The sequence below is a fragment of the Paraburkholderia sp. RCC_158 genome, from assembly GCF_041355255.1.
Lineage (GTDB): Bacteria > Pseudomonadota > Gammaproteobacteria > Burkholderiales > Burkholderiaceae > Paraburkholderia > Paraburkholderia graminis.
Window position 1 is genome coordinate 22,771 of the sequence record NZ_JBFUPM010000011.1, and the last position, 26,557, is coordinate 49,327.

Below are 26,557 nucleotides of genomic sequence, written 5' to 3' on the forward strand. Positions count from 1 at the left end.
CTGCTATACAGAATGGTGTTCTGTTAAACAAAACTATAGGAGCGTGGCAGTTGCGCATCAAGCGGGTAAACCCGTTCGCCGTGTCCGCTTTATAGAATATCGTTCTTCTATGCAGAACGACGTGGACAGTGTTTACCCTTGTATGGGTTACGCCCGACGAAAGTTGACGCATCTTCGGCGAACCCCTACGATGGTCTGCACAACAGAACGGTATTCCAGATGCAAGCGGACGATGCAGACAAAGGTGGCGTAGCAGCACTTGACCGGGCCTTCGCCATTCTCGGCGTATTCCAGCCGGGCGAACGCGCGCTTTCGCTCGCCGAAATTGCCCGGCGAACGGGCTTCTACAAAAGCACGATTCTTCGATTACTGAGCTCGCTCGAACGCGGCGGCTTTATCCGAAGACTTGACGGTAACTACTCGATCGGCCCCGAGCCGCTTCGGCTGGCGCAAATATTCCAGGAGTCGTTTCACATCCGCGAGGTGATCGAGCCGGTATTGCGGCAGCTTTCGGACGATTCGGGCGAGACGTCGTCGTTTTACGTCAGGCAGGGCGAATATCGCGTGGTCTTGCATCGCGTCGAGCCGCCACGTTCGGTGCGCGTGTCGATTCGTGAAGGCGAGCGTTTTCCGATCGATCGTGGCGCGTCGGGAAAAATACTCATCGCATTTTCGAAGCCGTCGCGAGCCACTCACGATGCGGTGCGCGAAAGATTGTGGGCGTTGTCCTACGGCGAGCGCGACCCCGACACGGCCGCCGTGTCGGTTCCGGTCTTCGGGCCGAACAGCGAACTCGCGGGCGCGTTGACGTTGTCGGGTCCGAAAGACCGCCTTGGCGCCAGCGACAAGATGCGAGCCGCGTGCAATCTGTTGCTGACCTCGGCAGCGCGGGCGACGGCTGCGCTCGGAGGCGATCATCGCCTCTTCGCGTACGGCATCGCGCTCGCCGCGCAGTTCGATTTCGCTCTGCCGGGTGAGACTCAAAAGGCGTGACTGTGTATCGCCGATATGGCCTATGGGCGATTCGTCGCATAGACCTGCGGCTCGCTCTCGCCCTGCACTTAGGCACCGGGTTTAATGCGCTCATCGTCGGAATGACTAATACGTTCTGGCGCATCGCCCCGCATTGCAAGCGCTGACAACTCTCCCTTCCCTGTTCGTTTCTCCGTCACGCGATTCGCTTCGCTGCGGGCGGACGGCGCGCGCGATAGTACCTTTCCTAGCGGCATCAACGCTCGCGCAGCGACGCTGCCGTCGCCGGCGTGTGTGCGGCTGCCAAGTGCTCGCAAGCGCGCGATGAGTAGCAGCAAGCGGGCACCAGGCGACTAGCAAGCGATCAGCAAGCCGACCGCTCATCGGCCGCCGAATCCCGCTGACCGGCTCTATCGCCTCGACGCACTGCATGCATTGCCGCTCGCCCTTCATCCATTGCACGCCGCCGGCGGCCCGTGCCCGCACTAGCACTCGCACTCGCTGCACAGCGATCCGATTCACGCGGTCACGACATCGAGACAACTCAACCAGGGAAATACGACATGCCTCAGATCGAACCAGGTTCCTCCGCATCCGGCCACAACCCGCACCTGCCGCCGCTCGGCGGAATTCCCGCCGAGGAGCCGGCCACGCCGTCGGCTACACCGCAACCGCTCTCGCCCAGCCTTCCGACTGCCAGAGCGCGAGGCCCCGAAGGTTCCGGCGAGCCCGCGCCATCTGCACGCCCGCGCCAGGCGCTGCCGGCATCGAAGACCGACACAGCCGCGCCGGCGCACAGCAAGGAATGGCCCGCCAGGATGTCCATGCGCGACTATCTGACGCCGGAGAACTGCGGCGCGCTCGCTCGCGATGGCTCGCTTTCGATGCTCGGACGCGCGCTGCCGCGGCTGACGCCGCAGACGGTCGGACGTTATTTCAAGGAGCCGGTGGGCGACTGGCCGCGCGATCGCAACAAGCTTGGCCCCGCGGTCAGTAAAAACCTGACGCTGCTCGCCAGCATGGAGGAAGGACCGAAGCGCGAGCAACTGCACTTAGAGACGACGCTGCAATGGCACGCGCTCTGCGAAGCCGAGCAAGGCGACGTGCTCGAAGCGCTCGGCACCCGGCAAGCGGACCTTCTCGGCGATACGGCGCGCCAGGCTTCGAACGATCTGCCGCGCACGCCGGTTCGCGACTGGCTCGAGCATACGGCCGTCTTCATGAAGCCCGAAACCGCCGCGCGGCTGCTCAATTCGTGCACGCCGGAGGCGCGCCAGAAGCTCGACATGCCGATGCAAGCCGCGGGCGACGACGCCGATCTCAAAGCGCTGCTGAAGGACCGCTTCACCGATCTGCGCATGACCATGCCGCTCGATCACATGTACGACTACACCGGTTTCTGGTGGGACAACAACCGCCAGGTCGGCGCGCTGCCCGAAGGCGTCGCGGAGAACCTCAAGGTCTGCGTGGTCGGCGCGGGCCCGGCCGGCATCATGGCGGCGGACGCGCTGAACCGCATCGGCGTGAAGCCGGTCGTGCTCGAACAGGCGGATCACATCGGCGGACGGATTGCGTCGGGACGCTGGGAAGACGACCCGACGCCCTATCATCCGGGCGGCATGCGCTTTCACACGACGCGCGGCAACTTCTACTGGAGCCTCGCCGAACATTACGGCCTGGAGCATGTGCCGTTTCCGAATTCGAGTTCGGTGCAGACGTCGTATCTTATCGGCGGCAAAGTGTATGAAGCGCAGCCCGGCGAGGCGCCGGAGAACGCGACGATGCGCAAGGTCGCGGAAGACGTCATGCGTTCGATGACCGAGCCGCTGCTCGCGCCTATCCGCGAAGCGCGCGACGCAGGCGATACCGCGCGTTTTCGCGAGTTGTGCGACGACGCCAAGCAGAAATTCGACAGCCACACGTTCCAGTCCGGCCTCAAAGAGCTGCTGAAGGAAAAAGGCATCACCTGGAACAAGGACGAATGGCGCACGTTCGGCGCGACGGGCATCGGCGTGGGCGGCTATTCGGGCTACTTCAGCACGGGCTTTCTGGAGGAATTCCGTTTTCTCGCGGACGAGCGTCTGGAGGACCACGTCGCGCTCGTCGACGGCGCGGATGCCCCGCTCTACAAGGTGATCGAAGATAGCGACGACTTGCCCGAAGGAGCCGTTTCGCTTGCCGAGCAAAACGCGATCCAGCTCAACGCCGAAGTTACGAGCATCAAGAAAGTGGACGGAAAGTATCAGGTGACGTGGCTCGACAAGACGAGCAAGGAAACGAAAACCGCCGAGTACGACGAACTATTTTTTGCCGGCGGTCCGCGCGAGGCCGTACGTCTTGGCCTGACCGGTCCGCAGGAAGGTTCGGAGCCGCTGCTGCCGGACGATTTCGCCGCCGCCGTCAAGGACGCTCGCGTGGTGCCCGCCACCAAGATGGCCGTGAAGATCGCCGCGGATCTGCTGGAAGACCGCCAACTGCCGGGCAACGTTCAGGCGGACGAACTATTTCAGCAGTCGTACGTGGTGCCTGCCCGCGACGGCGGCGCCGTGGTCTATCCGAGCTATACGCTCGGCGACAATTCGACGAAGGTCGCCGGCATGACGGGCCGCGAACAGATGGACCTGTTTATCCAGACACTCCGAAACGTGGCCTCGCGCGATCCGGAGAATCCGTCCCATAAGAAGCTCGCGGATCTCGCCGACGTCGTCGAGCAGAGCCGCGAGGGCATTGCGTACACGCACTGGGGCCTGGAGCGTCATCAGTGGGGCGCGTTCAAGATGGACGGACCGGACCAGCTCGACAACACGCGCACACTGTATGCCGCGCTGCTGCGCATGAGCGACGGTGCAATCGCGATCGGCGAGGAGCTGACGTTCGAGGGCGGCTTCGCGAGCGGCGCGCTGGCGTCGGCGACTCATGGCGTACAGCAGTTCGTGCGGCGCCAGGGCGGGACACTGCCGCCGAATTCGCCGTACTACCAGGAGTTGCTGTAAAGCCGGCATGGCAAACGGCGACCGGCAAGCAGCAAAACAAGTGCTTTCCCTATAACCGTCCTAAGTGCTTGACATGGGAAATTTGATTTCATAAATTCGGTCCCAGTCTGTCGCCATGAATCTTGTGGCGGCACACGGCAACGTTGCCGTGCTACACATGGAAGGCTATGCAGCCCCCTAACCTTGCGTTTTCAACGCTGGTCAGGGGGCTTTTTGTTTTGGGAGACGAAAACAGCAATGTCGCACTACGACCTCGCAAAGCCCGGCTCAGAGGAACTCGTCATCGCGTGCGTGCAGATGGAGCCGCACATCGGTGCGAAGCGCGCCAACGTGGCGCGGCTGATCCGGCATGTGGAAACCGCCGCGGGTAACGGCGCATCGCTCGTCGTATTGCCCGAGCTGGCGACGACCGGTTACGTGTTCGCGGACCGCGACGAGGCGTTCTCGCTTGCCGAAGGCTTGCCCGATGGCGAGACGTCCCAGCTCTTCGCCGAGACGGCGCAGCGCCTCGGCGTTCATATCGTCACCGGCATCGCCGAACGTGCGGGCAAGCGTCTTTATAACTCGGCGCTCTTCACCGGTCCTTCCGGCCACATCGGTGTTTATCGCAAGCTGCATCTGTGGAATAACGAAAACCGCTTCTTCGAGCCGGGCGATCGCGGCGTGCCCGTGTTCGGCACACCGCTCGGGCGCATTGCGATTGCAATCTGCTACGACGGCTGGTTTCCGGAGACTTACCGGCTCGCGGCGATGCAAGGCGCGGACATCGTATGCGTGCCGACCAACTGGGTGCCGATGCCCTCGCAGCCCGACGACCGCTCGGCGATGGCGGCGACACTCACGATGGCCGCCGCGCACAGCAACGGCATGGCGATCGCGTGCGCGAACCGCATCGGCACCGAGCGCGGGCAACTGTTCATCGGTCAGAGCCTGATCGTGGGCGGCGACGGCTGGCCGCTCGCGGGGCCCGCGAGCATCGATCGCGAAGAAGTTCTGTACGCGACGATCGACGTCAAACGCACTCGCGCCGCGCGCACGCTGAACGCTTTCAATCACGTCCTGCGCGATCGCCGCGCGGACGTGTACGACCCGATGCTGGGCGCGCGCTGGCCTTCTTTTCAGACGTGAAGCATGCCGTATTCGTGCAACTCCCCTACTCTACTCACCACCACTGCGAAGGACATCATGAGACCGTTCACTAAACTCTTCCTGGTTGCCGCGGTCGCGGCAATGGCCGGCGCGGGAACCTGCGCGAACGTGTTCGCCGCGGAGCCGATCCGCATCGGCGTCGCGGTTGGATTGTCCGGCGCGAACAGCGTGGTCGCGCCCGCAGTGGTGCAGGCGTCGCAACTCGCCGTCGATGAAATCAACGCAACCGGCGGCATTCTCGGCCGGCCGGTGCAGCTCGAGATCGCCGACGACGCATCCGGCGCGGTCGGCGCGCAGAAGGCGTACGACACGCTCGTCTTCCAGAAGAACGTCGACGCGATCATCTCGATGGAAACCAGCGCCGCGCGCAATGCCGCGCTGCCGATCGTCGCGCGCGGCAAGAAGCCGTTCATCTACACGTCGTTCTACGAAGGGCGCTCGTGCAATCCGTGGATGTATGTGAACGGCTGGGTGCCGGAGCAGCAGGTCGCGCCGGTGGTCGACTACTTCGCGAAGGCCAAGAGCGCGAAGACGTTCTATCTGGTCGGCAACGACTACGCGTTCGGCCGCGGCATGCTGCAGTTCACGCGCAAGTACATCGAGGCGCACGGCGGCAAGGTGGTCGGCGAGGAATATCTGCCGACCGACGGCACGGACTGGACGCCGATTCTTTCGAAGATCCGCGCGGCGCACCCCGACGCGCTGATCAGCGCGACCGCGGGCGGTGCGCCCAACGTCGCGCTCGCAAAGCAGTTGAAGGGCTCGGGCCTCACGCTGCCGTACGGCAATCTCGCCATCGACGAAGGCACCGCGAAAAGCATGGGCGACGTGGCGACCGGCATCTACATGTCGGGCTCGTATCTGACGAGTATCGATACCTCGGCGAACAAGAAGTTTCTCGCGTCGATGGACAAGCGCTTCGGCAAGGACATGAAGACGCCGAACGAACTCTCCGAGCCGCAGTACGAGGCGTTTTTCCTCTACAAGGCCGCGGTCGAAAAAGCCGGTTCCGCCGATCCGGGCAAGGTCATCAAGACGCTCGATCAGGTATCGTTCGATGGACCGCGCGGTCAGATCGAAATGGTCAAGAGCCGGCATACGCCGCTCGCGATGCGTCTCGGCCAGATCCAGTCGGACGGCTCGGTGAAGATCCTGCAGACTTTCCCGGACGTCGATCCGGGCGCGCAGTGCCCGAACATCAAGTAGGCGCTACCGGCAACAAGGCATCCGCCTGAGCGCGCGGCTCGCCGTGCGGATGCGACTGGAGACAACCATGGTTCTCGCATTAGACATTCTCACCACCACAGCCGTGCTGTTCATCGTGACGGCCGGCCTGATGGTGATCTTCGGCGTGATGAAGATCGTCAATTTCGCGCACGGCGCATTGCTGACGATGGGCGCTTACGCGAGCTTCGTCGTCACGCAATTGAAGCTCAACCCGTGGCTCGGCGTGCCGCTTGCGATCGTCGTCGGCATCGTGGTCGGCATGCTGGTCGAGCTGATCATCGTGCGGCCCCTGTACAAGCGTCCGCTCGATGCGATTCTCGCGACGTGGGGCCTCGGCATCGTGATCGGGCAAATCATCGTAATGGTGTTCGGCCGCGAAGTGCAGTTCGTCGAAACACCGCTCAAGGGCGTGGTGTCGATTGCGGGCACCGACTATTCCGCCTACCGCCTCGTGCTGATTCCGGTTGCGCTCGGCATCTGCGCGATCATGACCGCGCTGCTGACCGGCACGCGCTTCGGCGTGAAGACACGCGCGGTCATCATGAACGAAGACCTCGCGCGCGGGCTCGGCATTCACTCGGGACGTATCCGCTTTATCACGTTCAGCCTCGGCGCGGCCTTCGGTTCGCTCGCCGGCGTGCTCATCACGCCGTTATCGAGCGTCGACCCCGACATGGGTCTGCCGTGGCTCGTCAGCGCCTTCATGCTCGTGATGGTGTCCGGGCATTCGATGCTGAGCCTGCTCGTCACCTGCTTCGTATTCGGCGCCTGCCAGGTGCTCGTCAGCACCTTCGTGAGCCCGGTGCTCGGCGGGCTGACCATCGCCGTGCTGGCCGCGCTCACACTGCGCATCCGTCCGCGGGGGTTCTCTCATGGCTAAAGTCAACGCGTCGCTGGATCATGCCGGGCGCGACTCGTCGCCGGGCAGCAAGCGTGTCAGCACGCAGCAAAAATCGTTGCGCGGTCTTGCGATGATCGGCGTGCTCGGCATTCTGTTGATCGCAGCGGGACCGTTCCTGTTCGGCTCGTATCTGCTGAACGTGCTGATTCAGGCGTTCTTCTTCTCGATCGTCGCGGTGACGGTCGATATTTTGTGGGGCTACACCGGCTATCTGACGTTCGGCCAGTCGGCCTTCTTCGGACTCGGCGCGTATGCAGCCGGTCTGGTGTTCACGCATGGCGGCTTTTCGACGGCATACGTGCTGCTCGCGCTCGCGGCCACGCTTGCCGTGACGGCCGGCGTCGCCGCCCTGCTCGGCTGGCTGTCGTTCTATCGCGGCGCTTCGCCGTTCTTCGCAACGGTCATGTCGCTCGTGCTGCCCATCGTGCTCAGCCAGTTGCTGCTCTCCGGCGGCGAGTGGACCGGATCGAGCTCGGGGCTGACCGGCTATCAGACCTTCGATCTTTCGCTCGAAGCGTGGTACTGGATCGCAGGCGCGGCGCTCGCGGTCGTCGTGGGACTCGCGTGGGTCTTCGTGCGCAGCGACGGCGGGCGCGTGCTCGCGGCGATTCGCGACAACGAATCGCGCTGCCTGTATCTCGGCATCAACACGTCGCTCGTGAAGATCGGGCTGCTCGTCGCCACTGCTGCGGTCGCGGGACTCGCCGGTTTCGGCTATGGCTCGTTCAGCGGCGTGGTCGCGCCCGAACTGACCGGCTTCGTGCTCGGCACGCAACTGATCATCTGGGTCGCGCTCGGCGGACGCGGCACGTTGTGGGGTCCGGTGATCGGCGCGCTGCTGATCAACGTGGGCACGTCGTATCTGAGCGGCATCATGCCGTTCGCGTGGCAACTGATCTTGGGCGCCGCGTTCGTCGCGGTGATCGTGCTGTTGCCGCAAGGTCTCGTGCCGCTGCTCGTGAAGCCGCTGCGCCATCTCGCGGGCGAGACGCGCGAACCGGAGCTGATCGAGCGGCCGGTGCGCGACGGCGACGCGCTTCATGCCGCCGCGCCCGCGCTGCGCATGAGCGGCGTCGCGCGTCATTTCGGGAGTCTGAAGGTGCTGCAAGGCATCGACCTCGACGCGCAGGCGGGCGAACTCGTCGGGCTCATCGGTCCGAACGGCGCGGGCAAAACGACGCTGATGCGCTGCATGAGCGACGGCGCGGAACGCTCGGCCGGCACGGTCATGTTGTGCGGCAACGATATCCGGCAATTGCCGCCCGACCGTTGCGTGCGCTTTGGCCTCGGGCGCAAGTTCCAGAACGCCAACATCTTCGAAACGCTGACCGTCGCGCAATGTCTGCGCATTGCGGGCACGCTGATCGAGCGGCCGTCGCTCGTGCGGCGCTCGGCCACGCTCGCGTTGCCGCCGTATGCGCTCGAAGTGATTCGCGCGACGAACCTCGAGCGCAAGCTCGGCGCCGTCGCGAAAGATCTCTCGCACGGCGAACAGCAGGCGCTCGAACTCGCGATGGTGCTCGCGCTCGAACCGCGCATCGTGCTGCTGGACGAGCCGACCGCGGGCCTCACGAAAACCGAGCGCACGCAGATCGGCAACGTGCTTGCGACGCTCGCTCACCGGTACAAGCTGTGTTGCCTGCTGGTCGAGCACGACCTGGATTTCGTCGCAGGCATCGCCACGCGTATCGTGGTGCTGCATCAGGGGCGCATCGTGATGCAAGGCAATTTCGACGAAGTGGTCAACTCGGAACTCGTCAGGACCATCTATGCCGGCACCGCGCAAGGCGATGCAGCCGCCGGCGCAGCGACACAACGGGAGGCGTCGTGAGCCAGATCGCGTTGAACCTGAAGGACGTGACAAGCGGATACAAGGCGTCGGTCGTGCTGCGCAAGCTGTCGTTCAGCGTCGCGAATGGCGAAGCCGTCGCGCTGCTCGGCAAGAACGGCATGGGCAAGACCACGCTGCTCAAAACGATCATGGGTTATCTGCCGAAGCAAAGCGGCGCGGTGCATGTGCATGGACAGGACATCACGCGGCTGCCGCCGCATCGCATCGCGCGGGCCGGCATTGCCTACGCGCCACAGGAACATGCGCTGTTTCAGGATCTCAGCATCCGCGACAACCTGCGGCTCGGGCTCGTGAACGTCTCCGTATTCGACGAGCGCTTCGCCGAAATCGAGCCGATTTTTCCGGTGTTCGGCAGCCGCTTGCGCCAGTACGCGGGCACGCTGTCGGGCGGCGAGCAGAAGATGCTGCTGGTGGCGCGCGCGCTGATGATGCGCCCGTCGATCATCCTGCTCGATGAAATCACCGAGGGTCTGCAACCTTCGGTGATCGACCGGCTGGCCGATGCGCTGTTATGGGAGCGCAGCCGTCATGGCACGACGCTTTTGCTGATCGAACAGAACGTGCCGTTCGCGCTGAAGGTCGCCGACCGCTACGCGGTGCTCAAGCAAGGCGAGATCGTCGACGAAGGCAACGCGAAGGACGATGCGGCAGCCGAATCGATCTACGAACATTTGCGCGTTTGACTCTCCTCTGCACTTACGCCATGACTCTTGCCCAATCGTTTTATCGGCCGCAATCCGCTTATGCGCTGCTCGAGCGCGGCGCGCAGAATCCGCACGGAGGGAGCGGCCGCCCCGTGCTCGAATCGCTCGCGCGCATCGAGGAAGTCGACGCCGAAGTTCGCGCGATGACCGCCGTTGCCACGCACGAAGCCGCGCGCGCGAACGCGTCCGCCGCGCAAGGGCCGCTTGCCGGGCTGCCCGTCGTGGTCAAGGACATCTTCGACACGCACGACTTCGTGACTTCGTACGGTTCGCCGATCTACGCGGATCATCGGCCGAAGTCGGACGCGGCAATCGTCACCTTGTTAAAGCGCAACGGCGCGGTGCTCGTCGGCAAAACGGTGACGAGCGAATTTGCTTACATGGCGCCGACCGTCACGCGCAATCCGTGCGACCCTGGCCGCACGGCGGGCGGTTCGTCGTCCGGTTCGGCCGCAGCCGTTGCCGCCGGCATCGCGCCGTTTGCGATCGGCTCGCAGACGGGCGGCTCGACGATACGGCCCGCTTCGTTTTGCGGCGTCGCCGGTTTCAAGCCGACGTTCGGCATGCTGCCGACGGCCGGCATGAAATGCTTTTCGTGGTCGTTCGATACGGTCGGCCTCTTTGCCGCCGGCGTGCGCGACGTGGCCTATCTCGCGCAGGTTTTGAGCGGACGTCCGCTCGCGCTCGACCGGAACGCGGAGCCGCCCGTGTTCGGTGTGCCCGAGACTTATCCGTGGACCGAACCTTCGGCGAATGCGAGCCACGTGCTCGACACAGCGATACGTGCGATCGAGCGCGCGGGCGGCCGCGTTCGGCCGCTGCGCTTCGACTCGTGGATGGCCGAACTGATCGCCGCGCACGACACGATTCAAAGCTATGAAGCGTGGCAAACGCTCGGCTTCGAGTACGATTGTCATCGCGCGCAACTGTCGCCGGTGCTGTTTGCGTTTCTCGCGCGCGCATCGAATGTCGATGCCGCGGCGTATGCGAACGCGTGTGCGTCGATGGCTCGCGCGAAAGCCAGGCTCGCCGAACTGTTCGACGGCGTCACGGCGCTGCTCACACCGAGCGCGCCCGACGAAGCGCCCGACGGACTTGCGTCGACCGGAGACCCGGCGTTCAATCGCAACTGGACGCTGCTCGGCTGTCCGTGTGTGAATGTGCCGGGCCTCAGAGGCGCGCGCGGCGCGCCCATCGGCCTGCAGGTGATCGGCCGGCCGTTAGACGATGCACGCTGCCTCGCCGCCGCAGGGTTCGTCGAGCACGCAATCATCGCAAGTGCGGGAACAACAGTTAGCCAACGCGCCGCGGTCTAACCGAACGCAAAGCGAAGAGCAGCGAGGAGAACACTGAATGGAGACGATGGAGACGAACGCGCAACCGCCCGCGAAACCGCTGCCCGCCGAAACGGGCTGGCGCGTCGGCGTGCTGTTCTCGCGCACGGGCGTGACGGCGGCTACGGAGTCGGAGCATTTTTTCGGCACCGTCCTTGCAATTGAGGAAGTCAACGCGGCAGGCGGCGTGGACGGTCGTCTGCTCGACCCCGTCGTGTATGACCCGAAAAGCGATCCCGACGAATATCGCCGGCTCGCGTCGCGCATGTTGCAGGAAGACGAGGTCACGGTCATTTTCGGCTGTTCGACTTCGTCGAGCCGCAAGGCGGTGTTGCCGGTCATCGAACGCTATAACGCGCTGCTCTGGTATTGCTCGATCTACGAAGGATTCGAATACTCGCCGAACGTGATCTATACCGGCGCGGTGCCGAACCAGAACAGCATGCAACTGGCGGCCTACCTGTTGCGCAATCATGGCCGGCGTTTTTTTCTGGTTGGCGCCGACTACATTTATCCACGAGAATCGAACCGCATCATGCGCGACATGGTCGAGCAGCATGGCGGCGAGATTGTCGAAGAAGTCTATCTGCCGAGCGACGCCGAGCCCGCGGCGCTGCAAGACGTCATCGAGCAGATCCGGGCAGTCGAGCCCGACGTGGTATTTTCGACGCTGATTGGCCGGGGGGCGCGTGCGTTTTACAAGCTCTATCGCGAGCACGGAATCGATCCTGCACGCATCCCGATTGCAAGCTTGACGATGACCGAGGGCGAAACGCGGATGATCGGTCCTGAACTGTGCGGCAACCACATCATTTCCGCGAGCTACGTGAACACGCTGAAGCTGCCGGGCAACCAGCGCTTTCTCGAATCGTGGCGAGCGCGCTTTGGCGACCAACCCGCGAGCATGTGGTCGGAGATGGCCTACAACCAGGTGCATCTGTTTGCGCTCGCACTGGCACGCACGCGCAGCCTCGATACGGCGAAACTGGTCGACGCGGTCTACGAGGTCGAATTCGATTCGCCCGAAGGCTCGCTGCGAATCGACCGCGCGAACAATCACGCGATCCTCACGCCGCGCATTGCGGTGTGCCGGCCTGACGGCGCATTCGACATCGTGTGGGAAGGCCGTCAACCGGTCAAACCCGATCCTTATCTGACTTCCTACGGGTTCGCCGAATTCTGGCTCGACGGAGAGCCGGTATGAACGCAGGCGCGCGCCGCATCTTCGACGATCTGCGCACGCTGCGCGTGGTGGTGATTCATCCGCCCGGCGACGACCGCAGCGTGCTCGAAGAGCAGTTGCGGCGCATCGGCTGCCCGGTTCGCGCGATCTGGCCGCTGCCGGCTCATCTGCCCACCGATGCCGACGTGATCTTTTTTCTGGTGGGCCCCGAAATCAGGAACGCGGGCAACTGGAGCGCCGCCGACACGCAAGCCACGCTGATCGCGCTGTCCGACTACGAGAACCCCACTGCGTTAAAGATGCTGCTCGATACGCAGGCGCACGGCGTCATCACGAAGCCGTATCGCTCGACCGGCGTGCTGAGCACACTCGTGCTGGCGCGCGCGTCGTCGGGTTATCAGCAGCGGCTGCACGCGAAGATCGGCAAGCTCGAGGAGGCGATCAAGGCGCGCCGACATATCGAGCGGGCCATGCGCATTCTGATCGACGCGCATCGGCTGAGCGAGAACGAAGCCTACGAGCACATGCGTTCTCGCGCGACCGAATTGCGCGTGACCGTCGGCGAAATCGCGACGATCGTGATCGACGCTCACGAGGGCATGGAAAAGCTCGGGCTGGGGAAACGGTCGAAGCTTTAGCTTGTAGCTGCCGTGGCTCGCTGCCTCGCCGCTTCGCTTTAGCGGCGTCAACTTCCGAACCGCGCATCAAACGAAAATTCGCCGCTGCTACAGTTGGCTCGATCCTGCATGCTCAACCGATCTCGTCCCTTACCTTCCGAGCGAGACCACCATGATCGATGCCGCCGAACTCAAACGTCTAGACCAGCTCATTCATCAGCTCGGGCCCGGCGGTTCCGGCACGGGCAGCGCAAGCGACGAGAACATCGCGCGCGAGATCGAGCAGATTCTTGCCGATCTCTTCAGCGATAGCGGCGCGTCGAATTCCGGCATGCCCGCGATGCCTTCCCTGCCCTCCATGCCTTCGCGGCCTTCGACGGCAACTCGCGCCGCGCCCGCGAGCTACCGAAGCACATCGACGACAGGCGGCGTGCCGGCCGGCGACGGCTCGGGCCAATCCAGTTCGGCCAGCACGCCTGAAGCCAAAAAAACCGCGCAGTACTTCATGACCAATCTGCAACGCGACTTTGGGCTCACGCGAAACCAGGCCGCGGGCGTCGTCGCGAATCTGTGGCACGAAAGCGGCGGGATGAACCCAGGCATCAACCAGGGCGGCGCAATCGGCGCGCCGAACTCGAACATGCAATCGGGCTATGGCATCGCGCAATGGACCGGCTCGCGCAAACAGGACTATCTCGACTATTGCTCCGCGAATCATCTCGATCCGTCGAGCGAGCAGGCCAACTACGGCTTCCTCAAGCACGAATTGCAGACCACGCAAGCGGGCGCCATCGACGCGATAAAAAGCACACAGTCGGCGCAGGACGCCACGGTTGCGTTCTGCAACACGTTCGAGCGTCCAGGCGATCCGCAGATGTCGAGCCGCCTCGCCGACTTGCAGTATGTGCTGACCGCGTGATGAAGCATGTTCGGCGCGCGCGGTTCTCAAAGCCACTTGTGTTGAGAACGAAACGCGCCGAACCCGCCGAACCCGCCGTTTAGAACAGCACGCGCCGCGTCACCGCTCCAGCGTCTCCGAAGGCGCCTCGTGAAACTGCTTGCGATAGCCGCTCACCAGCGTCGAACGATTCTGCACGCCCCACTTGTTGGCGGTGAACAGCACCGTGCGCTCGCCGTTGAACGAATCGTCGAGAAGGTCCGCGCGAATCCGCTCCATCCGCAGACGGCGAATCAGTTCGGTCGGCGAAAGACCGAGCGAATGCTTGAACGCGCTTTGCAACGCGCGCTCGGTCACGCCGACTTCGGCGGCCACTTCGCGCACCGACAGATCGCGCCGGTCGAGGTTTTCCTGCAAGTAGCGATAAGCGCGCCGGTAACGCGCGGGCAAACGTGCGGCGACGTCGTCCAGTTGCGGCGCCTGGCGCGCGGCCTTGCCCGCATACGACACGAGCACCTGCGAATCGTCGCGCAGGCACTGCGTGGCGATCAGCGCGTAGCGGCCAAAAAACAGCATGCCCTCGCGGCTGCGCCCGAGCGCCTGATGCGTCTTCGCGACCGCATACAGATATTCGAGCTGCCGATGCCCCGTCGACGCCGCGTGGTCGATCCGATGCAGCGGCTCGAGCAGCATCTCGGCCAATTGCGGCGCGTCGGACGCGAGCGCGGCGAGCACGACTTCGAGCCGCGTGGTGCGCAGATAATCGCCGAAGCCGCGCTGTTGCGCCCAGTTCAGATGCGCGGTGATGCCGTCGAGCGCCGCGCGTTCGCCACGCGCCAGCGCGCGCAACTGACGCAAATAATCGACGCGTTGGCGTAAGAGCGGCGTGCAGACGTTCAACGCTTCGACTTCGTGAAGATCGGCTTCGTCGCTTGCGGAGGCCATCGACCGGAATGCGCCGGGTGTGCCTGGTGTGCCCACGCCGCGCAGCGTCTGGTCGCCAAGGCCCGACTGCCAGTACGCGTGATCGGAAAGCAGCGTCGCGCCGCGTAATTCGCGCTGCACCGCGACGTCGAAGCGCAACGTGGCGATCATCTCGCGCCAGTGCCCGAGCGACGGATCGGTGATCGCGGCCGCGAGTTCGTCGAGCGCATCGCCCGAATCGCGCGAACGGCCGAGTTCGTGCAACGCACCGACAATGCCGAGCCGCGCTTCGATCTGCTGCGCCGCGTCGACGTCGGGCTCGTCGACGAGCCGTGCGAAGCACGACAGCGCGGTCGCGAGCCGGTGACGAAACAGTGCCTGCCAGCCGGCGTTGCGGCACGACGCCGCGCGGATCGCCTGACGCGGCGAGCGGATCGCCTTCTGCGCGCGGCGATACTGTTCTTCGGCTTCGTCGCAGATGCCGAGCGCCATCTGCATGTCGGCATGCAGGCGCAGCAAGTCGGGCGAGCCCGCGGCGCCGCGTGCGAGGTCCGACCAGCGGCTCGCCTGCGCGCCCGCCGGTTGCAGATCGCCGTCGCGTATCTTGTTGAGAAACCCGTCCGGCAGATCCTGCACGGACAACGACGCCGCCAGGGGAAAGTAAAGCGTCAGGAACATTGCGCTACTCCTCGTTGATGCGCGCGGCTCGATTCACCCGCACGCATGCTGCTGCAAACCGATCGTTGCGAATGCCACCATCGTTCGCACCCCCTAATCTATGCAGATATGCGGCGCACATCTTCAACAAATCTGAGCGTTCGGGCCGATTTGAGAACTGTTGAGATTCGCGATGCTTGCCGAACGTGGACAGGCCCGCGCGCTGGACCCTATTGCCGAACCATGCAACTCGCAATAAGCTGACGAATCCATTGCCCGGCGAAATTGTCAAAAGGCGTCGACCGCGCGTGCGCCGCGAGAACGCCTCTGCGCACGCGGCCACGATCGACATGACCGGTGAGCATTTGATCCGCCGCACGCGGTGGCGCCCAGCCGACCGGGCTCGCCGAATCCGCTGGAGATCCACGATGCCGTCATTACGACCGAGCGAAACGATCCTGGCGTTCAGTCGCTTCACGCTGTCCCAGGAGCCGCCGCGGCTCGTCGCCGATGGTCTCGAGGTCGAGCTCGGCGCGCGGGCGCTCGAACTGCTGATCGCGCTCGTCGAGGCGCGCGGCCGGCCGGTCGCCCAGGCCGAGCTTGGGCGACGCGGCTGGCCTGAACTGAACGTCGACGTCAATACGATTCAATCGCAGATTTCCGCGCTGAGGCGCGCGCTCGGCGACGATCGCGATCTGATCGTCACCGTGCCGGGTTTTGGCTATCGCTTTGCCGCCGAGGTTCAGACCAACGGCCCTGGCGATTCCGCTCCGCCCACTCCGCCTGCTCCACCCGCGCCGAGCTGGCAGTTGCCGAGCGAGCCGCCGATCGTGAGCGCGCCTCGCGCGGCGCAGCCCGCGTTTGGCGCAGCGGCGAGCCCGGCCCGCACGCAGCAGCAACTCACGCCGTTCATCGGCCGACATGCCGAGCTTTCGGAAGTACTCGGCCTCATATCGATCACGCGGCTCATCACGCTCGTCGGCGCAACCGGTGCGGGCAAGGCGCGCCTCGCACACGAAGCGGCGCGCCGCCTCGCCGCGCGCTTTCGCGACGGCGTCGTGCCGGTGGCGCTCTCGGCGCTCACGCCCGACGACGGTTTCGCCGCTGCGTTCGCGCTTGCGTTGCATCTGCCGGCGGGTTCGGGACAGACGCCGCTCGCGCGTTTGCTCGACGGCGTGCGCACGCGCGACGTGCTGCTCGTCGTCGATTGCAATGAGTGCGACGGAGCGCTCGCGGCCCACACGCTCGACGCGTTGCTGGCGGCCGGACCGAACGTGCGTGCGATCGTGACCGCGAGTGCGCCGCTTGGCTTGTGCAACGAGGAAGTCGTCACGCTCGGCCCATTGCGCACGCCCGAACAGCCTCGCGTGAACGCGACGCTCGCGCCGGAATACGACGCGCTGCGTCTGCTGTTCGCGCGGCTCGCGACGCTGTCGGCGCGGCGGGAGCGGCAACGGGTTTCGCCGCAAACATCGCAGCAAACATCGCTGCAAACGTCCCAGCAAACGTCGCCGCGTCCGCTGAGCGGCAACGCGCTGCTGACCGCGCTCGACGGCGGTGCGATGTCGCAAGCTGCCATCGACGCCGCCGTGCTCATCACGCAACTGCTCGCCGGCGTGCCGCTCGCGCTCGAACTCGCCGCGGCCACCATCGACCAGAACATGCGCGCCGGCGAGCCGCTCGAAAGCGCACTGGCCCGCTACGCGCAATGTCTCGATGCGCTCATCGGGCCACGCATCGAAACGCCCGGCGTTCCGCATTCGCGCTCGGCGCCGATCACGCTCGCGTTCGACTTGCATTTCGCGCGGCTCGACCGACGCGCGCGTCTGCACTTGCTGCGCCTCGCCATGTTCGCCGGCGAATTCCCGCGCTGCGCGGCCATCGGGCTGCTTGGCGCCTGCGAGCTGTCGATGGCGGCGAATGCGGGCGTCGGAGCGCCGGAGCAAACGCACGAACGCACGCCCGCCACCCTGCACGACGCAATCCGCAGCGACGCGCTCGCCGACGCCGCGCTCGACGCGTTGACCGAAGCGGGCCTCGTCGAGGAAATCGACAGCAGCGGACAGTGGATGCTGCATATCCGGCGACCCGTTCGCCATCTCGCGCGCGACATGCTGCGCGACGCCGGCGAATACGACCGCACCGCGCTCGCGCTCGCGGTGGGTCTGCCCGTGCGGCTGAACGCGCATCGCAAGCGCGGCGAGCGCGCGCATATCGACGCGCTCGACATCAGCGATCTCGAAGACCTGCGCGCGTCGCTCGAATGGAGCACGCAATGCGAACGCTTCGAAACGGCGATCTCGCTGCTCGAAGGATCGGCCTGGCTCTGGACGCGGCTTTCGCTCGAACGCGAATATCTGCAGCGCAGCCGTGCGGTGCTCGCCGGCGTGCAGGCCGGCGCCACGCCGCGTAGACGGGACGAGATGCGCGTTCATGCGGTTCTCGCGAGCACGCTGCCACTCGCGCATGCGCCGGTCGCGCAGGCCATCGCCGCATGGGAAACCGTCTACGAACTGGCCAACGCGTGTGCGGACAGCGCGTTCCGCGAGCGCGCGCTGACCGGTCTCATCGTGTGCTGTAGCGAAGCCGGCGATACACGTCGTGCGGCGGAATTGCAGGCGCGTTACGACCGCATCGTGAAAGCGGGCAATGCGCGCAGCGGGGCCGCGTCGCGATGACGGCGCTGACTTGGCCGACATCGCTTGCGCATTGCGGCGAGTTGGCGTGGAATTCATCGCGGGCGTCGTCACGTGTATTCATTGCCTAACGCTTCGGCAATGCGCGCGGCAATCGAATCCCCGCCGATGCTCAGAAACTTCGCGACGATCGCGAGCGCCGTGGGATCGCCGCTGCGCAACACCGCAGCCGCGCAACGCCGCCAGTCGCGATCGGCGAGCATGTACAGACACCAGGCCTGCAATGCGGTGACGACGGGCGAACCGTAGCCCTGCTCGTCGATCTGCCGCAACAGACGCAACGCATCGATCCAGCGCCGCGAATTGACGAGCAGCCTCACCTCGCAGATGTCGACGACCGCCGGGTTCGGATGAAGCTGGCGCAACACGAGCAGCAGTTCCTCGAGGTCTGCGTGCGCGCCGAGCCGCAGTCCCACGGAGAAGATCGTCAGCAGCACACCCAGCACCGCGACACTGCATGGATCGTTTTTCATTGCACGTACCTGGGCGAACGAATGGCATGGAGCGACACCCTGCATTCTCGGACGCGCGGCGCGTGGCTATCGCGCGCATACGAAGCGTGGAGCGTGATCGCGAAGCATGCGGTTGTGGCGCGCGGATTTCGCGTGCTCACACCCCGCTTCGCATCCGTCCGCGCACGCCGATGCCCTTCCCATAGTCTGTCTGTGTTGAAGTCGGCGCGATCTGGCGACCTCATCAGTCTTCGTTATCCGCATGAATCAACCTTGTGAGAGGAACCATGACCACCAATAACGTGAACTCCGCGTACTACCAGAGCCCGACGTTCCAGTACCCAGGCGGGCAGCAGAACGGCGGCGCGAACCAGGCGCAGATCGACGCCGACATCCAGCAGTTGCTCAACGACCTCGGCATCACGGGCGGCCAGTATCCGGGCGGCAGTCAGTATCCCGGCGGCGGCCAGTTCCCCGGCTCGACCGGTCAGTATCCCGGCGCGCCGTCGAACGGCAATCCGCCGCTGCGCTCCATCAAACTCTCGACGCGCTCCGGCGGCGAAGTGAGCCTGCTCGAAGATCCGTCCGGCAATCTCTACGACAAGAACGGCAAATCGGTCGGCACGGTGGGCGCGGACGGCAGCGTGAGCTTCACGGCCGACGGCAAGAAAGAAGTCAACGAACTGATGACGAACGGCCGCTCGCCTTTCGATCTCATCATGAGCGGCGGCCTCGTCGAAGGCGAGAAACAGAGCGACGGCACGTACAAGTTCGCAGCGGATCAGGTGAACATCGGCGCGGGCGATCTGAATCTGAACAGCGCGCCGAACAACCGTGTTCAGCCGCTGACGGTTGAGCAGCCCGCACAGTTGCCGGGTAATTACACTCTTAACGTGTGACTTTTACGTTCGACGTGCCGCTCACCGATACACGCACGCATGCTGACGGCGAACCGCCGATGACCTGCGAGATCCCGGACCCAGGCTCGTACAGCGTGCTGCCGTCGATCATCGGCACGGGTTCGGGCGATCCGTACCCGCTCTATCGATGGTTGCGCGCGCATCGGCCGCTGTGCCGCGACGCGAGCGGCGTATGGCTCGCGTCGTCGCATGCGCTCGTCACCCGCATACTCGACGACGCGCGTTTTTCGGCGCGGCCGCCGCCCGGCACCGAGCCGCTCGACGATCCTCTCGGCTATGCCAGCATGGTCGTGTTTCAAACGGGCGAAGCGCACGAACGGCTGCGGCGCTTTCTCGGGCCGCTGTTTTCACGCAAGGCGTTGGTGTCGCTGCAAGCGTTTATCGACGATGAAGTCGCGCGCCTCGTCGATCAATGCGAGCACTTGCCGCGTTTCGATCTGGTCGCGAATATCGCAAGCGTGTTGCCGGTGCGCACGATCTGCCGTCTGCTCGGGTTTCCCGATGCGCACGGCGCGAGTTATCTGGAGGCGTCGGCGGGCGCGTGGCAACTGATCAGCGGCGCGCCGATGTCCGCCGCGGAACACGCGCTCGCGGCCATGCACACCGAAGCCTTCCTCGCGCAAGTCGAATCGTTCATGCGCGCCATCGACCCTCACGCCGCGCCCGATCATGCGGCCTCGCGCTTCCTGCGGCTCGAACAGGAAGGCGGCATCGGCCGGCGCGAAATGCTCGTCAATATCCTGTTTCTGTTTATCGCCGGATACGGCACGACGCTGCTGTCCATCGGCAATAGCGTCGCCGCCCTACTGCGCGAGCCGCGCGCGTGGCAGGCGCTGAAGGACGACGTTTCGCTCGTGCCGCAAGCCGTGCGCGAACTGTATCGCTACGATCCCGCGGTGCAGTCCGTGTTTCGCTATGCATGGGACGACGTCGAGATCGACGGCTGCCGGATTCGTCGCGGAGAACGCGTGATGCCGCTCATCGGCAGCGCGAATCGCGACCCGGCGGTGTTCGCCGCGCCCGATGAGATTTGCTTCGAGCGCGAGGCGGGACGTTCGCTGACGTTCGGCGCGGGTCCGCATAGCTGCATGGGACTGGCGCTCGCGCGGATGCAACTGGAGTCGCTATTGCGCGCGTTGACTCGGCGCATGCCGGACTTGCGGCTCGCGCCTGGTCAGCAGGCGCGGCAGCAGCACGGTTCGTTTCATGGGTATGACCGGTTGATGGTCGAGCGTTAGTTAGGTCGAGCGTTAGGCTGGTTGCGATTGGACGCGGTGCGCGTGAGGCTCGCGCATCTTGCATCGCATATCGGGTTGTCACTCGGACAGGAACTTCACGTCGCCCCGGTTGCCCGTATAGGTGTCGTACGACACCACCTGCGGGCCGCTGCCGCCTTGCGTATTGTTCGAACCGATCAACGTGATGCGGCCGTTGTCGTTGCTCGCGACGATCTCGACGTGCTCATCGTCGCCGACGATGCAGATGTCGCCCGGCTTCGCCTCGTTGCGGCTCACGGTGCGCCAGCCATCGCCCTTCAATTCGCTGTGAAGCGTCGACACGAGATTCGTGTGCTGCGACTCCGAGATCTTTCCGGACTTCACGAGACACGCCGACGCGAAGTTCGCGCAGCACACGGTCGTGTCGACGCCCTTGTCCATCGGCACGCCCTGGTCCGCCATGATGCTGGCCGCCGACTTGTGCAACTGCGTCTGGGCGACGCCCGCCGCATTGCCCGAGCCGGCCGGCCGCACGTTGGCGTCGCCTCGCTCGACGGCGCCGTTCGCGTTGACCACGCCCGTGCCGGATGAACTGCGATAGCTGGCTTGGGTGACGCCGCCGCTGCTCGTCGGGAGCGAAGGCATCGAGGGCATGGAAGGCATCGGCATGCCCGACGATTCCTGCGATGGACTCGTGATGCTCAACAGGAACTGCAGGAAGAGTTGCTCGAGCGCGTTGTCACCCATGCCGCCTGGCGAATTCCAGTTCGCGACGGCGTTGCTGCCGACGTTGCCGCCGACGTTTCCCCACGCGTTCGGTTGCGTCGTGATGGATCGCGTGAACAGCGACGAAGTATCGGCCGCGCCCGTATATCCGCCTGCCGGATAGGACAGCGTGGAAAATGCGCTATACGTCATGACGACTCCTTGTTAGCGAAGCGACGCGGTGGCCTGGCGCGCGTTGTTGCCGGGCACGCTTGAATGTAAACGCGGCGCGATGCAGTTGCCGTGTGCCGCGCGCAACGATGCGCAATAAAGCGAAGCGAACGATGAGGGGTTGCGGCAGGTGTGACGTGGACGTTAGCGGTTGTCGCGGGTACTTGCACGGCGTTGCGGCATTCTCGCGGGAGCCGACATAGAAAGCGATTCTGCGCAAGTTCGTTCGGCGGGTTGCGACGTGCGGCGGCGCGCACGCATCGTCGTTGCGCGGCATCGCGGCGATCTCGCGCAGGTCGCCGCAAGAAGTCGATTCTGCGTAGATCGGTCCGGCGGTTTTGAGCGCGCAGCGATGCACAGGCGTCGTGATTGCGCGGCACTCGCGGCGATCTCGCGCAGGTCGACACAAGAAGCCGCTTCTGCGCAAATCCGTCCGGCGCTTCGCAGCGTGCCGGCGCGTCGGTTGCGCTTCATGTCTACTACCGCCATTGCGTTGCGTCGAGATCGCCGTGCCGAAACATTCTCTTTCCGCGCTCTGTCCCGTGGCCGCGTTCCATGCGCCTGCTGTCGCCGTCCGCGCGCTCGTCGCACTTGCGCTCGCGAGTCTTCTCGCCGCGTGTGCCGACCCGACGCCCGGCTCCGCGCAACTGAAGATCGCCCAGCAGCAAAAGCTCGTCCCGCCTGCCAACGAAACCTTGCCGCTGTCGCTGCGAGCCGGATCGCAGGAGGTCCTTCAAGACGTGTTGAGCGCGGTCGGCGATGAAGTGTGGAGCTGCCGGCGAAGCGGCGGCGCGCTTCAGTGGACGTCGACAGGCACGGAAGCCACGCTCGTCGATCAGGCGCGCAAGAGCGTCGGCACGGTGATGCCCAACCGCATGTTCAGTGCGTACGACGGCAGCTACATGATCGGACGCCTCGCCGCCGACCAGACCGTCACGCCCGACGCGCTGCCGTGGCAACGCATGGACGCGCGCTTCAATGCCGGCGAGCGCACAGGCGAAGGCCGCTTTGCGAGGACGACGTCGGTGCAGCGCGTGCTGACCTCTGGCGGGCTTCCGCCGAATCCGGCTTGCGACCAGGAAGGCGTGTCGCTCTTCGTGCCGTATTCGGCGACGTATTTGTTCTATCGCGCGAGCGACCCCGCCGCAGTGGTGCCCGCGCCGGAGCCGCCGTTGAACGCGGCATCGGCTGCGCAATAGCGTGGTCGGGTCTTGCGTCACGCACGAGGCGAAACACGACACATCAAATTCGCACGAAACGCGTGACGTATAGCGCCTAACGCGGCGCCCGCCTCACACGCGACGCCCGACGCCACACTCCCGCTTCTCGCGCGCCGCGCCGCTGCATGCTTCGGAGGACTCGATGAACTTCCGCTTTCCGCCACTGACCTCTCTTCTACCCAGCCGCGATAACGCCGCGACTTCATCACAACAGCAACCGCAGCCACAAACCCACCCCACCACCCCCGACACCCAAACCCCGCTCAGCGGCCTCGCCCGTCTGTCCGACCGCGTGCGCCACAATCCGGTCACGCGGATTTTCCGCGCGTCGAACACCACGGTCACCGTGCTCGAATCGACGCTCACCGCAGCCGGCAGCGTCGCCAACCCAGCCGCCGATACGCGCTTTCCCCGTCCGCCGCAACGTGCGCCGGCGCAGGAACCGGCATCGCTGGACAGCGCCGCGATCGCGATCGGCGCACAGGGCGCGCAACTCGCGAACGCGTCGATCGGACGCACGGCCGCCTTCCTGGCCGACGACGCAACGCGCGGCGCGCTGCCCGTGCCGAAGTTCATGAATCCGCGCGCGATCGGCCAGACGCTGCGCCGTCTGCGTAACCGCGAAGCCAACGCGGCCGCCCGCGAATGGGCGCAAACGCTCGACGATCACTTCATGCAGCCCGTGATCGCCGTGAACCGGCTCTTCCCGATTCCAGCCGATGCCACGCCGGAGGTGGCGGACGCGCGGCAGACCGCCATCAATAGCCTGCTCGACGGACTCACGCTGCGCAGACCCCGGCCGGCGCGTGGCGATGCGTCGTTGCCGCCGGCCGTCGAACGCCTGCCGCAGGAGTGCGTGGTGGCGGTCGCGGAGGCGCTCGCCGAGGCAAGCGGCGGCGATCCCGCGCTGGCCGCGCGAATTCTCGAACGCTTGCAGCAGCCGCTAGACATCGCCAGTAATGCACCACCCGACGCACCCGACGATCTGGAACCCCGCACCTGGCGCTGCGCGCAAAACCTCGCGCAGGCGCGTTGCGCCGCACTCGAAGGTCTGCTGCGCCTCCAGTTCGGCGACAGCGCCCCGCATGCGGAGCGCGGCAACAGCGCGGCCGCGCGGCTCGTCGTCTATCTGCAGGCCGGTCACAAGCTGCGTTCGATGGATGCCGAGCTCGGCGCGACGCCCACCGATCTCAACGACGACGCGACGTATCGCATGTTCATCGACGATCCGTATGGCCGGCACGCGATGCTCGCGCTCGATGCGGCGCGGCGTCTGCCGCCCGACGCCGTCGACGCGACCGACATGGGCGCATGCGACATCGAAGCGATCACGGCTTACCGTTTGTGGCAGATGGGCTTCGACGAAAGCGGCCCCGGCTCCGATCTGGAGCGCGCGTCACAGTTGCTGTTCGACGGCGGCACGACGTGGGTTGAGCGCGGCGCAGAGCGGCAGCAGCGCAAGGACGCGGCGCTCGGTTCGATCGACGGCGCACCGCCTGCCCAGCGCTTCGCGCATGCGAAGGCGCGCGTAGGGCTTGCCGTACACGACGTGCCGCGCGTGTTCGGCAGGAACCGCTCGCCGATCGGCGTCTCGAGTCTGCTCGGCGCCGACACGCCGTTCTTCGACACGACGCGCGGACGGTACGACACCGCGCTGATCGCCGCCCGCGCCGCGCTGCTCGACTACAGCAACGAGCAGTTGCCTCGCGCGGCCACGCCCGGCCGGATGCTCACGCATGCGCTGAACGCGGAGCGCCTGCGGGCATGGACCGATGCGCGCCCCGACGTGCCGTCCGACGCGCGGCTTCGCGAGCTGCAAAAGCGCCGGCCCGAATCGTTCGAAATCGGCCGGCGCGACGCGCGGCGGATGTGGGACGCCGCGCGCGCACGCGTCGCCGCAATGCGCGGGCAAGGCGATCCGCGAGCGCAGCCCAACGTCGAGCGCTGCTTGCGCATGTTCGACGACCGCGAGCGGCGCCGACGCTTCGTCGATGAAATGACGGACGGCGGCTTCACGCTTGCCACGCTCGAACGCTGGTTCGATGCAAGCGCGATGGCCGCCGACGACGCCCCGCTCGCCGAGCCCACGCAGCGCAATCTGCAGGCCGCGCACGATCTGCTGGACAACCCCGGCATTGCGCCGCTCGAACGGATCACGACGCGCAACTTGCGCGAACAGCATCTCGCGCTGATGGCGCAGAACGTGCCGGGCACGGGCTTCACATCGTATGACGGCAATGCGCTCGGGCTCGACGCCAGCGCGTGGGGTAACTTGCCCGCGAAGCTGCTGGTCTCCGCGGGACCGATTGTGACGGTACTCGGCGGGCGCGATTCGATGTATTCGATCGGCACCGCGTACGAAGGCGGCCAGATGATCTTCGGCAACCGCAGTCGCGTGAACGGCGCGCTGGGCGCGCAAGGTTTCGTCGGCGCGGCGCTCGATGTGGCCGGCGTCGCGGGCATGGCGGGCGGCTGGGCATCGTCGGGCGTGGGCGGCTCGCTTGCGTGGGAGCAGTCGGTGGTGTTGCGCGCGCGGCGGCTCGCGCCCACGCCCGCGACCGCCGCGCACGAGGCCGAGGTCTGGCACAAGGACAGCCGGCAGATGGTCAACGCGTACTGGGATGCAGCCGAACAGGCACAGACACCCGACGAGTTCATGCAGATTCTCGCCGCCGGTATCGCGGACAACGAACGTATTTCGCTGTCGTCGCAAAGCAATAACGCGACCTCGGTCACGGCGACGCCGCTGACCGTCGGCGGTGTCGCGCGTGCGAACGTGCCGGGCGCGAGTTCGCCGGATCGCGTCGGCGTTTATGCGGGCGTGAGCTCGGGCGTGACGCTCTATTCCGCCGCCGATCTGAAGGAGAGCGGCGCGCTTGCCAGCACGATCGGCGCGACTGCCGTGCAGGGCTCGCTGACGGCGAGCGCGGGCGCGCAGTTCGCGCCGCGTGCGATTGCGCTCGGCGACGACGGTTTGAGCACGGGTTTGGACTTAGGCGACGTGGGATCGGTCAGCCCTGCCCCGAAGACGCTGGCCGGCGCGGCCGTCGACGTCACGCCGTTTGGGCGCTCGTCGTTCGTCTTCGCGATGCGCGATAACCGCGGCCTAGTCGCCGAATACACGATGCAGGACCGCATGTTCCGCAACGCCGACGACTGGGCCCGCTCGGTGCGCGCGAATCCGGCGTGGGTGCACGGCATCGGCGCGCAACGGCTGCAACAGGTGATCGAGCAGACGCAGTTGGAATCGTCCGGTGAGTTTTCGTTCGGCGAACGCTGGGTCATCAAGGACGAATGCGTACCGCGCCTGAACCAGTATCTGACGTTGTCGAATCAGTTGCGCTCGCGTCTGGAAGATGATGCGTCCACGCGGACGCTGAGCCGCGCGGAGCGTGCGCTGATCGAGGCGAAGCTGCGCACGCTCGAACGGAAAATGCAGAGCGCGTTCGAAGATCCGTCGGCGTGGCGGCCGCTCGGTTTGTTCGGTCTGCGTGAGGTCGCGCGCAGCAGTTCGCAGGGTTGGAAATACGGCTTGCGTGCATCGCATGAGCAAAGCCGGATCGGCAAGAGCCTGACGTTCTGGACGCCGGTGTCGGAACCGGAGGGTGAATCGGCTGCGTTGGAAGTTGGTGGCGCTCTGCCGACGCTTGCAAGCACGGGCACGGGCACAGCGGCCGCTGACGCGCCAGGCGGCGCGATGTAACG

The 26,557-nt window shown here is 65.4% G+C and carries 19 protein-coding genes; 16 read left to right on the forward strand and 3 right to left on the reverse strand.

Annotated features, from left to right (window positions below):
* Positions 1 to 219 precede the first annotated feature (219 nt).
* The 11 genes from AB6809_RS21195 (at position 220) to AB6809_RS21245 (ending at position 13,851) form a co-directional block, all read left to right on the forward strand.
* The gene (locus AB6809_RS21195) at positions 220 to 993 is read left to right on the forward strand and encodes an IclR family transcriptional regulator (protein WP_006047150.1); all 774 of its coding nucleotides are present in this window, start codon (positions 220 to 222) and stop codon (positions 991 to 993) included.
* A 542-nt stretch (positions 994 to 1,535) separates the two neighbouring features.
* Complete coding sequence (locus tag AB6809_RS21200) at positions 1,536 to 3,965, forward strand: FAD-dependent oxidoreductase (protein WP_371027078.1); 2,430 nt, start codon at positions 1,536 to 1,538, stop codon at positions 3,963 to 3,965.
* A 237-nt stretch (positions 3,966 to 4,202) separates the two neighbouring features.
* Positions 4,203 to 5,093, forward strand: coding sequence for a nitrilase family protein (locus tag AB6809_RS21205; protein ID WP_371027079.1), 891 nt, complete (start codon positions 4,203 to 4,205; stop codon positions 5,091 to 5,093).
* 57 nt (positions 5,094 to 5,150) lie between these two features.
* Positions 5,151 to 6,320, forward strand: a complete 1,170-nt coding sequence (locus AB6809_RS21210; RefSeq protein ID WP_044020121.1) for a substrate-binding protein — start codon at positions 5,151 to 5,153, stop codon at positions 6,318 to 6,320.
* A gap of 67 nt (positions 6,321 to 6,387) precedes the next feature.
* Complete coding sequence (locus tag AB6809_RS21215) at positions 6,388 to 7,221, forward strand: branched-chain amino acid ABC transporter permease (RefSeq protein ID WP_006047146.1); 834 nt, start codon at positions 6,388 to 6,390, stop codon at positions 7,219 to 7,221.
* Positions 7,214 to 9,073, forward strand: a complete 1,860-nt coding sequence (locus tag AB6809_RS21220) for a branched-chain amino acid ABC transporter ATP-binding protein/permease (protein ID WP_310033974.1) — start codon at positions 7,214 to 7,216, stop codon at positions 9,071 to 9,073. Before AB6809_RS21215 ends, AB6809_RS21220 begins: the two co-directional genes overlap by 8 nt.
* Positions 9,070 to 9,777 (forward strand): ABC transporter ATP-binding protein, encoded by a 708-nt coding sequence (locus AB6809_RS21225; protein ID WP_053860668.1) that lies wholly within the window; start codon positions 9,070 to 9,072, stop codon positions 9,775 to 9,777. Before AB6809_RS21220 ends, AB6809_RS21225 begins: the two co-directional genes overlap by 4 nt.
* Positions 9,778 to 9,797: 20 nt before the next feature.
* Positions 9,798 to 11,114 carry an amidase gene (locus tag AB6809_RS21230; protein WP_371027080.1) on the forward strand — a complete coding sequence of 439 codons (1,317 nt, stop codon included), beginning with the start codon at positions 9,798 to 9,800 and terminating at the stop codon, positions 11,112 to 11,114.
* A 46-nt stretch (positions 11,115 to 11,160) separates the two neighbouring features.
* Positions 11,161 to 12,336, forward strand: coding sequence for a transporter substrate-binding domain-containing protein (locus AB6809_RS21235; RefSeq protein ID WP_371027169.1), 1,176 nt, complete (start codon positions 11,161 to 11,163; stop codon positions 12,334 to 12,336).
* On the forward strand, positions 12,333 to 12,953 hold the full coding sequence (locus AB6809_RS21240; RefSeq protein ID WP_006047141.1) for an ANTAR domain-containing response regulator: 621 nt from the start codon (positions 12,333 to 12,335) through the stop codon (positions 12,951 to 12,953). The genes AB6809_RS21235 and AB6809_RS21240 overlap by 4 nt, the downstream gene beginning before the upstream one ends.
* A gap of 151 nt (positions 12,954 to 13,104) precedes the next feature.
* Positions 13,105 to 13,851: a phage tail tip lysozyme gene (locus AB6809_RS21245; RefSeq protein ID WP_371027081.1), complete on the forward strand. Its 747-nt coding sequence runs from the start codon at positions 13,105 to 13,107 to the stop codon at positions 13,849 to 13,851.
* Between the two features lie 99 nt (positions 13,852 to 13,950).
* Here AB6809_RS21245 and AB6809_RS21250 read toward each other — a convergent pair whose 3' ends face one another.
* Positions 13,951 to 15,432 carry a helix-turn-helix transcriptional regulator gene (locus tag AB6809_RS21250; RefSeq protein ID WP_114157291.1) on the reverse strand — a complete coding sequence of 494 codons (1,482 nt, stop codon included), beginning with the start codon at positions 15,430 to 15,432 and terminating at the stop codon, positions 13,951 to 13,953.
* 407 nt (positions 15,433 to 15,839) lie between these two features.
* Here AB6809_RS21250 and AB6809_RS21255 point away from each other — a divergent pair, with 407 nt between their 5' ends.
* Positions 15,840 to 18,089 (forward strand): transcriptional regulator, encoded by a 2,250-nt coding sequence (locus AB6809_RS21255; protein ID WP_371027082.1) that lies wholly within the window; start codon positions 15,840 to 15,842, stop codon positions 18,087 to 18,089.
* Positions 18,090 to 18,157: 68 nt separating this feature from the next.
* Here the strand turns inward: AB6809_RS21255 and AB6809_RS21260 are convergent, their stop codons facing one another.
* Positions 18,158 to 18,580, reverse strand: a complete 423-nt coding sequence (locus AB6809_RS21260) for an HrpB1 family type III secretion system apparatus protein (protein WP_006047137.1) — start codon at positions 18,578 to 18,580, stop codon at positions 18,158 to 18,160.
* A 266-nt stretch (positions 18,581 to 18,846) separates the two neighbouring features.
* Here AB6809_RS21260 and AB6809_RS21265 point away from each other — a divergent pair, with 266 nt between their 5' ends.
* Positions 18,847 to 19,458 (forward strand): hypothetical protein, encoded by a 612-nt coding sequence (locus tag AB6809_RS21265; RefSeq protein ID WP_006047136.1) that lies wholly within the window; start codon positions 18,847 to 18,849, stop codon positions 19,456 to 19,458.
* Positions 19,459 to 19,517: 59 nt separating this feature from the next.
* Positions 19,518 to 20,717, forward strand: coding sequence for a cytochrome P450 (locus tag AB6809_RS21270; protein ID WP_371027083.1), 1,200 nt, complete (start codon positions 19,518 to 19,520; stop codon positions 20,715 to 20,717).
* Positions 20,718 to 20,795: 78 nt separating this feature from the next.
* Here the strand turns inward: AB6809_RS21270 and AB6809_RS21275 are convergent, their stop codons facing one another.
* Complete coding sequence (locus AB6809_RS21275) at positions 20,796 to 21,614, reverse strand: hypothetical protein (RefSeq protein ID WP_029970669.1); 819 nt, start codon at positions 21,612 to 21,614, stop codon at positions 20,796 to 20,798.
* A gap of 527 nt (positions 21,615 to 22,141) precedes the next feature.
* Here AB6809_RS21275 and AB6809_RS21280 point away from each other — a divergent pair.
* Positions 22,142 to 22,831 carry a DUF3455 domain-containing protein gene (locus tag AB6809_RS21280; RefSeq protein WP_029970667.1) on the forward strand — a complete coding sequence of 230 codons (690 nt, stop codon included), beginning with the start codon at positions 22,142 to 22,144 and terminating at the stop codon, positions 22,829 to 22,831.
* A gap of 163 nt (positions 22,832 to 22,994) precedes the next feature.
* On the forward strand, positions 22,995 to 26,555 hold the full coding sequence (locus AB6809_RS21285) for a hypothetical protein (protein WP_371027085.1): 3,561 nt from the start codon (positions 22,995 to 22,997) through the stop codon (positions 26,553 to 26,555).
* Positions 26,556 to 26,557 lie beyond the last annotated feature (2 nt).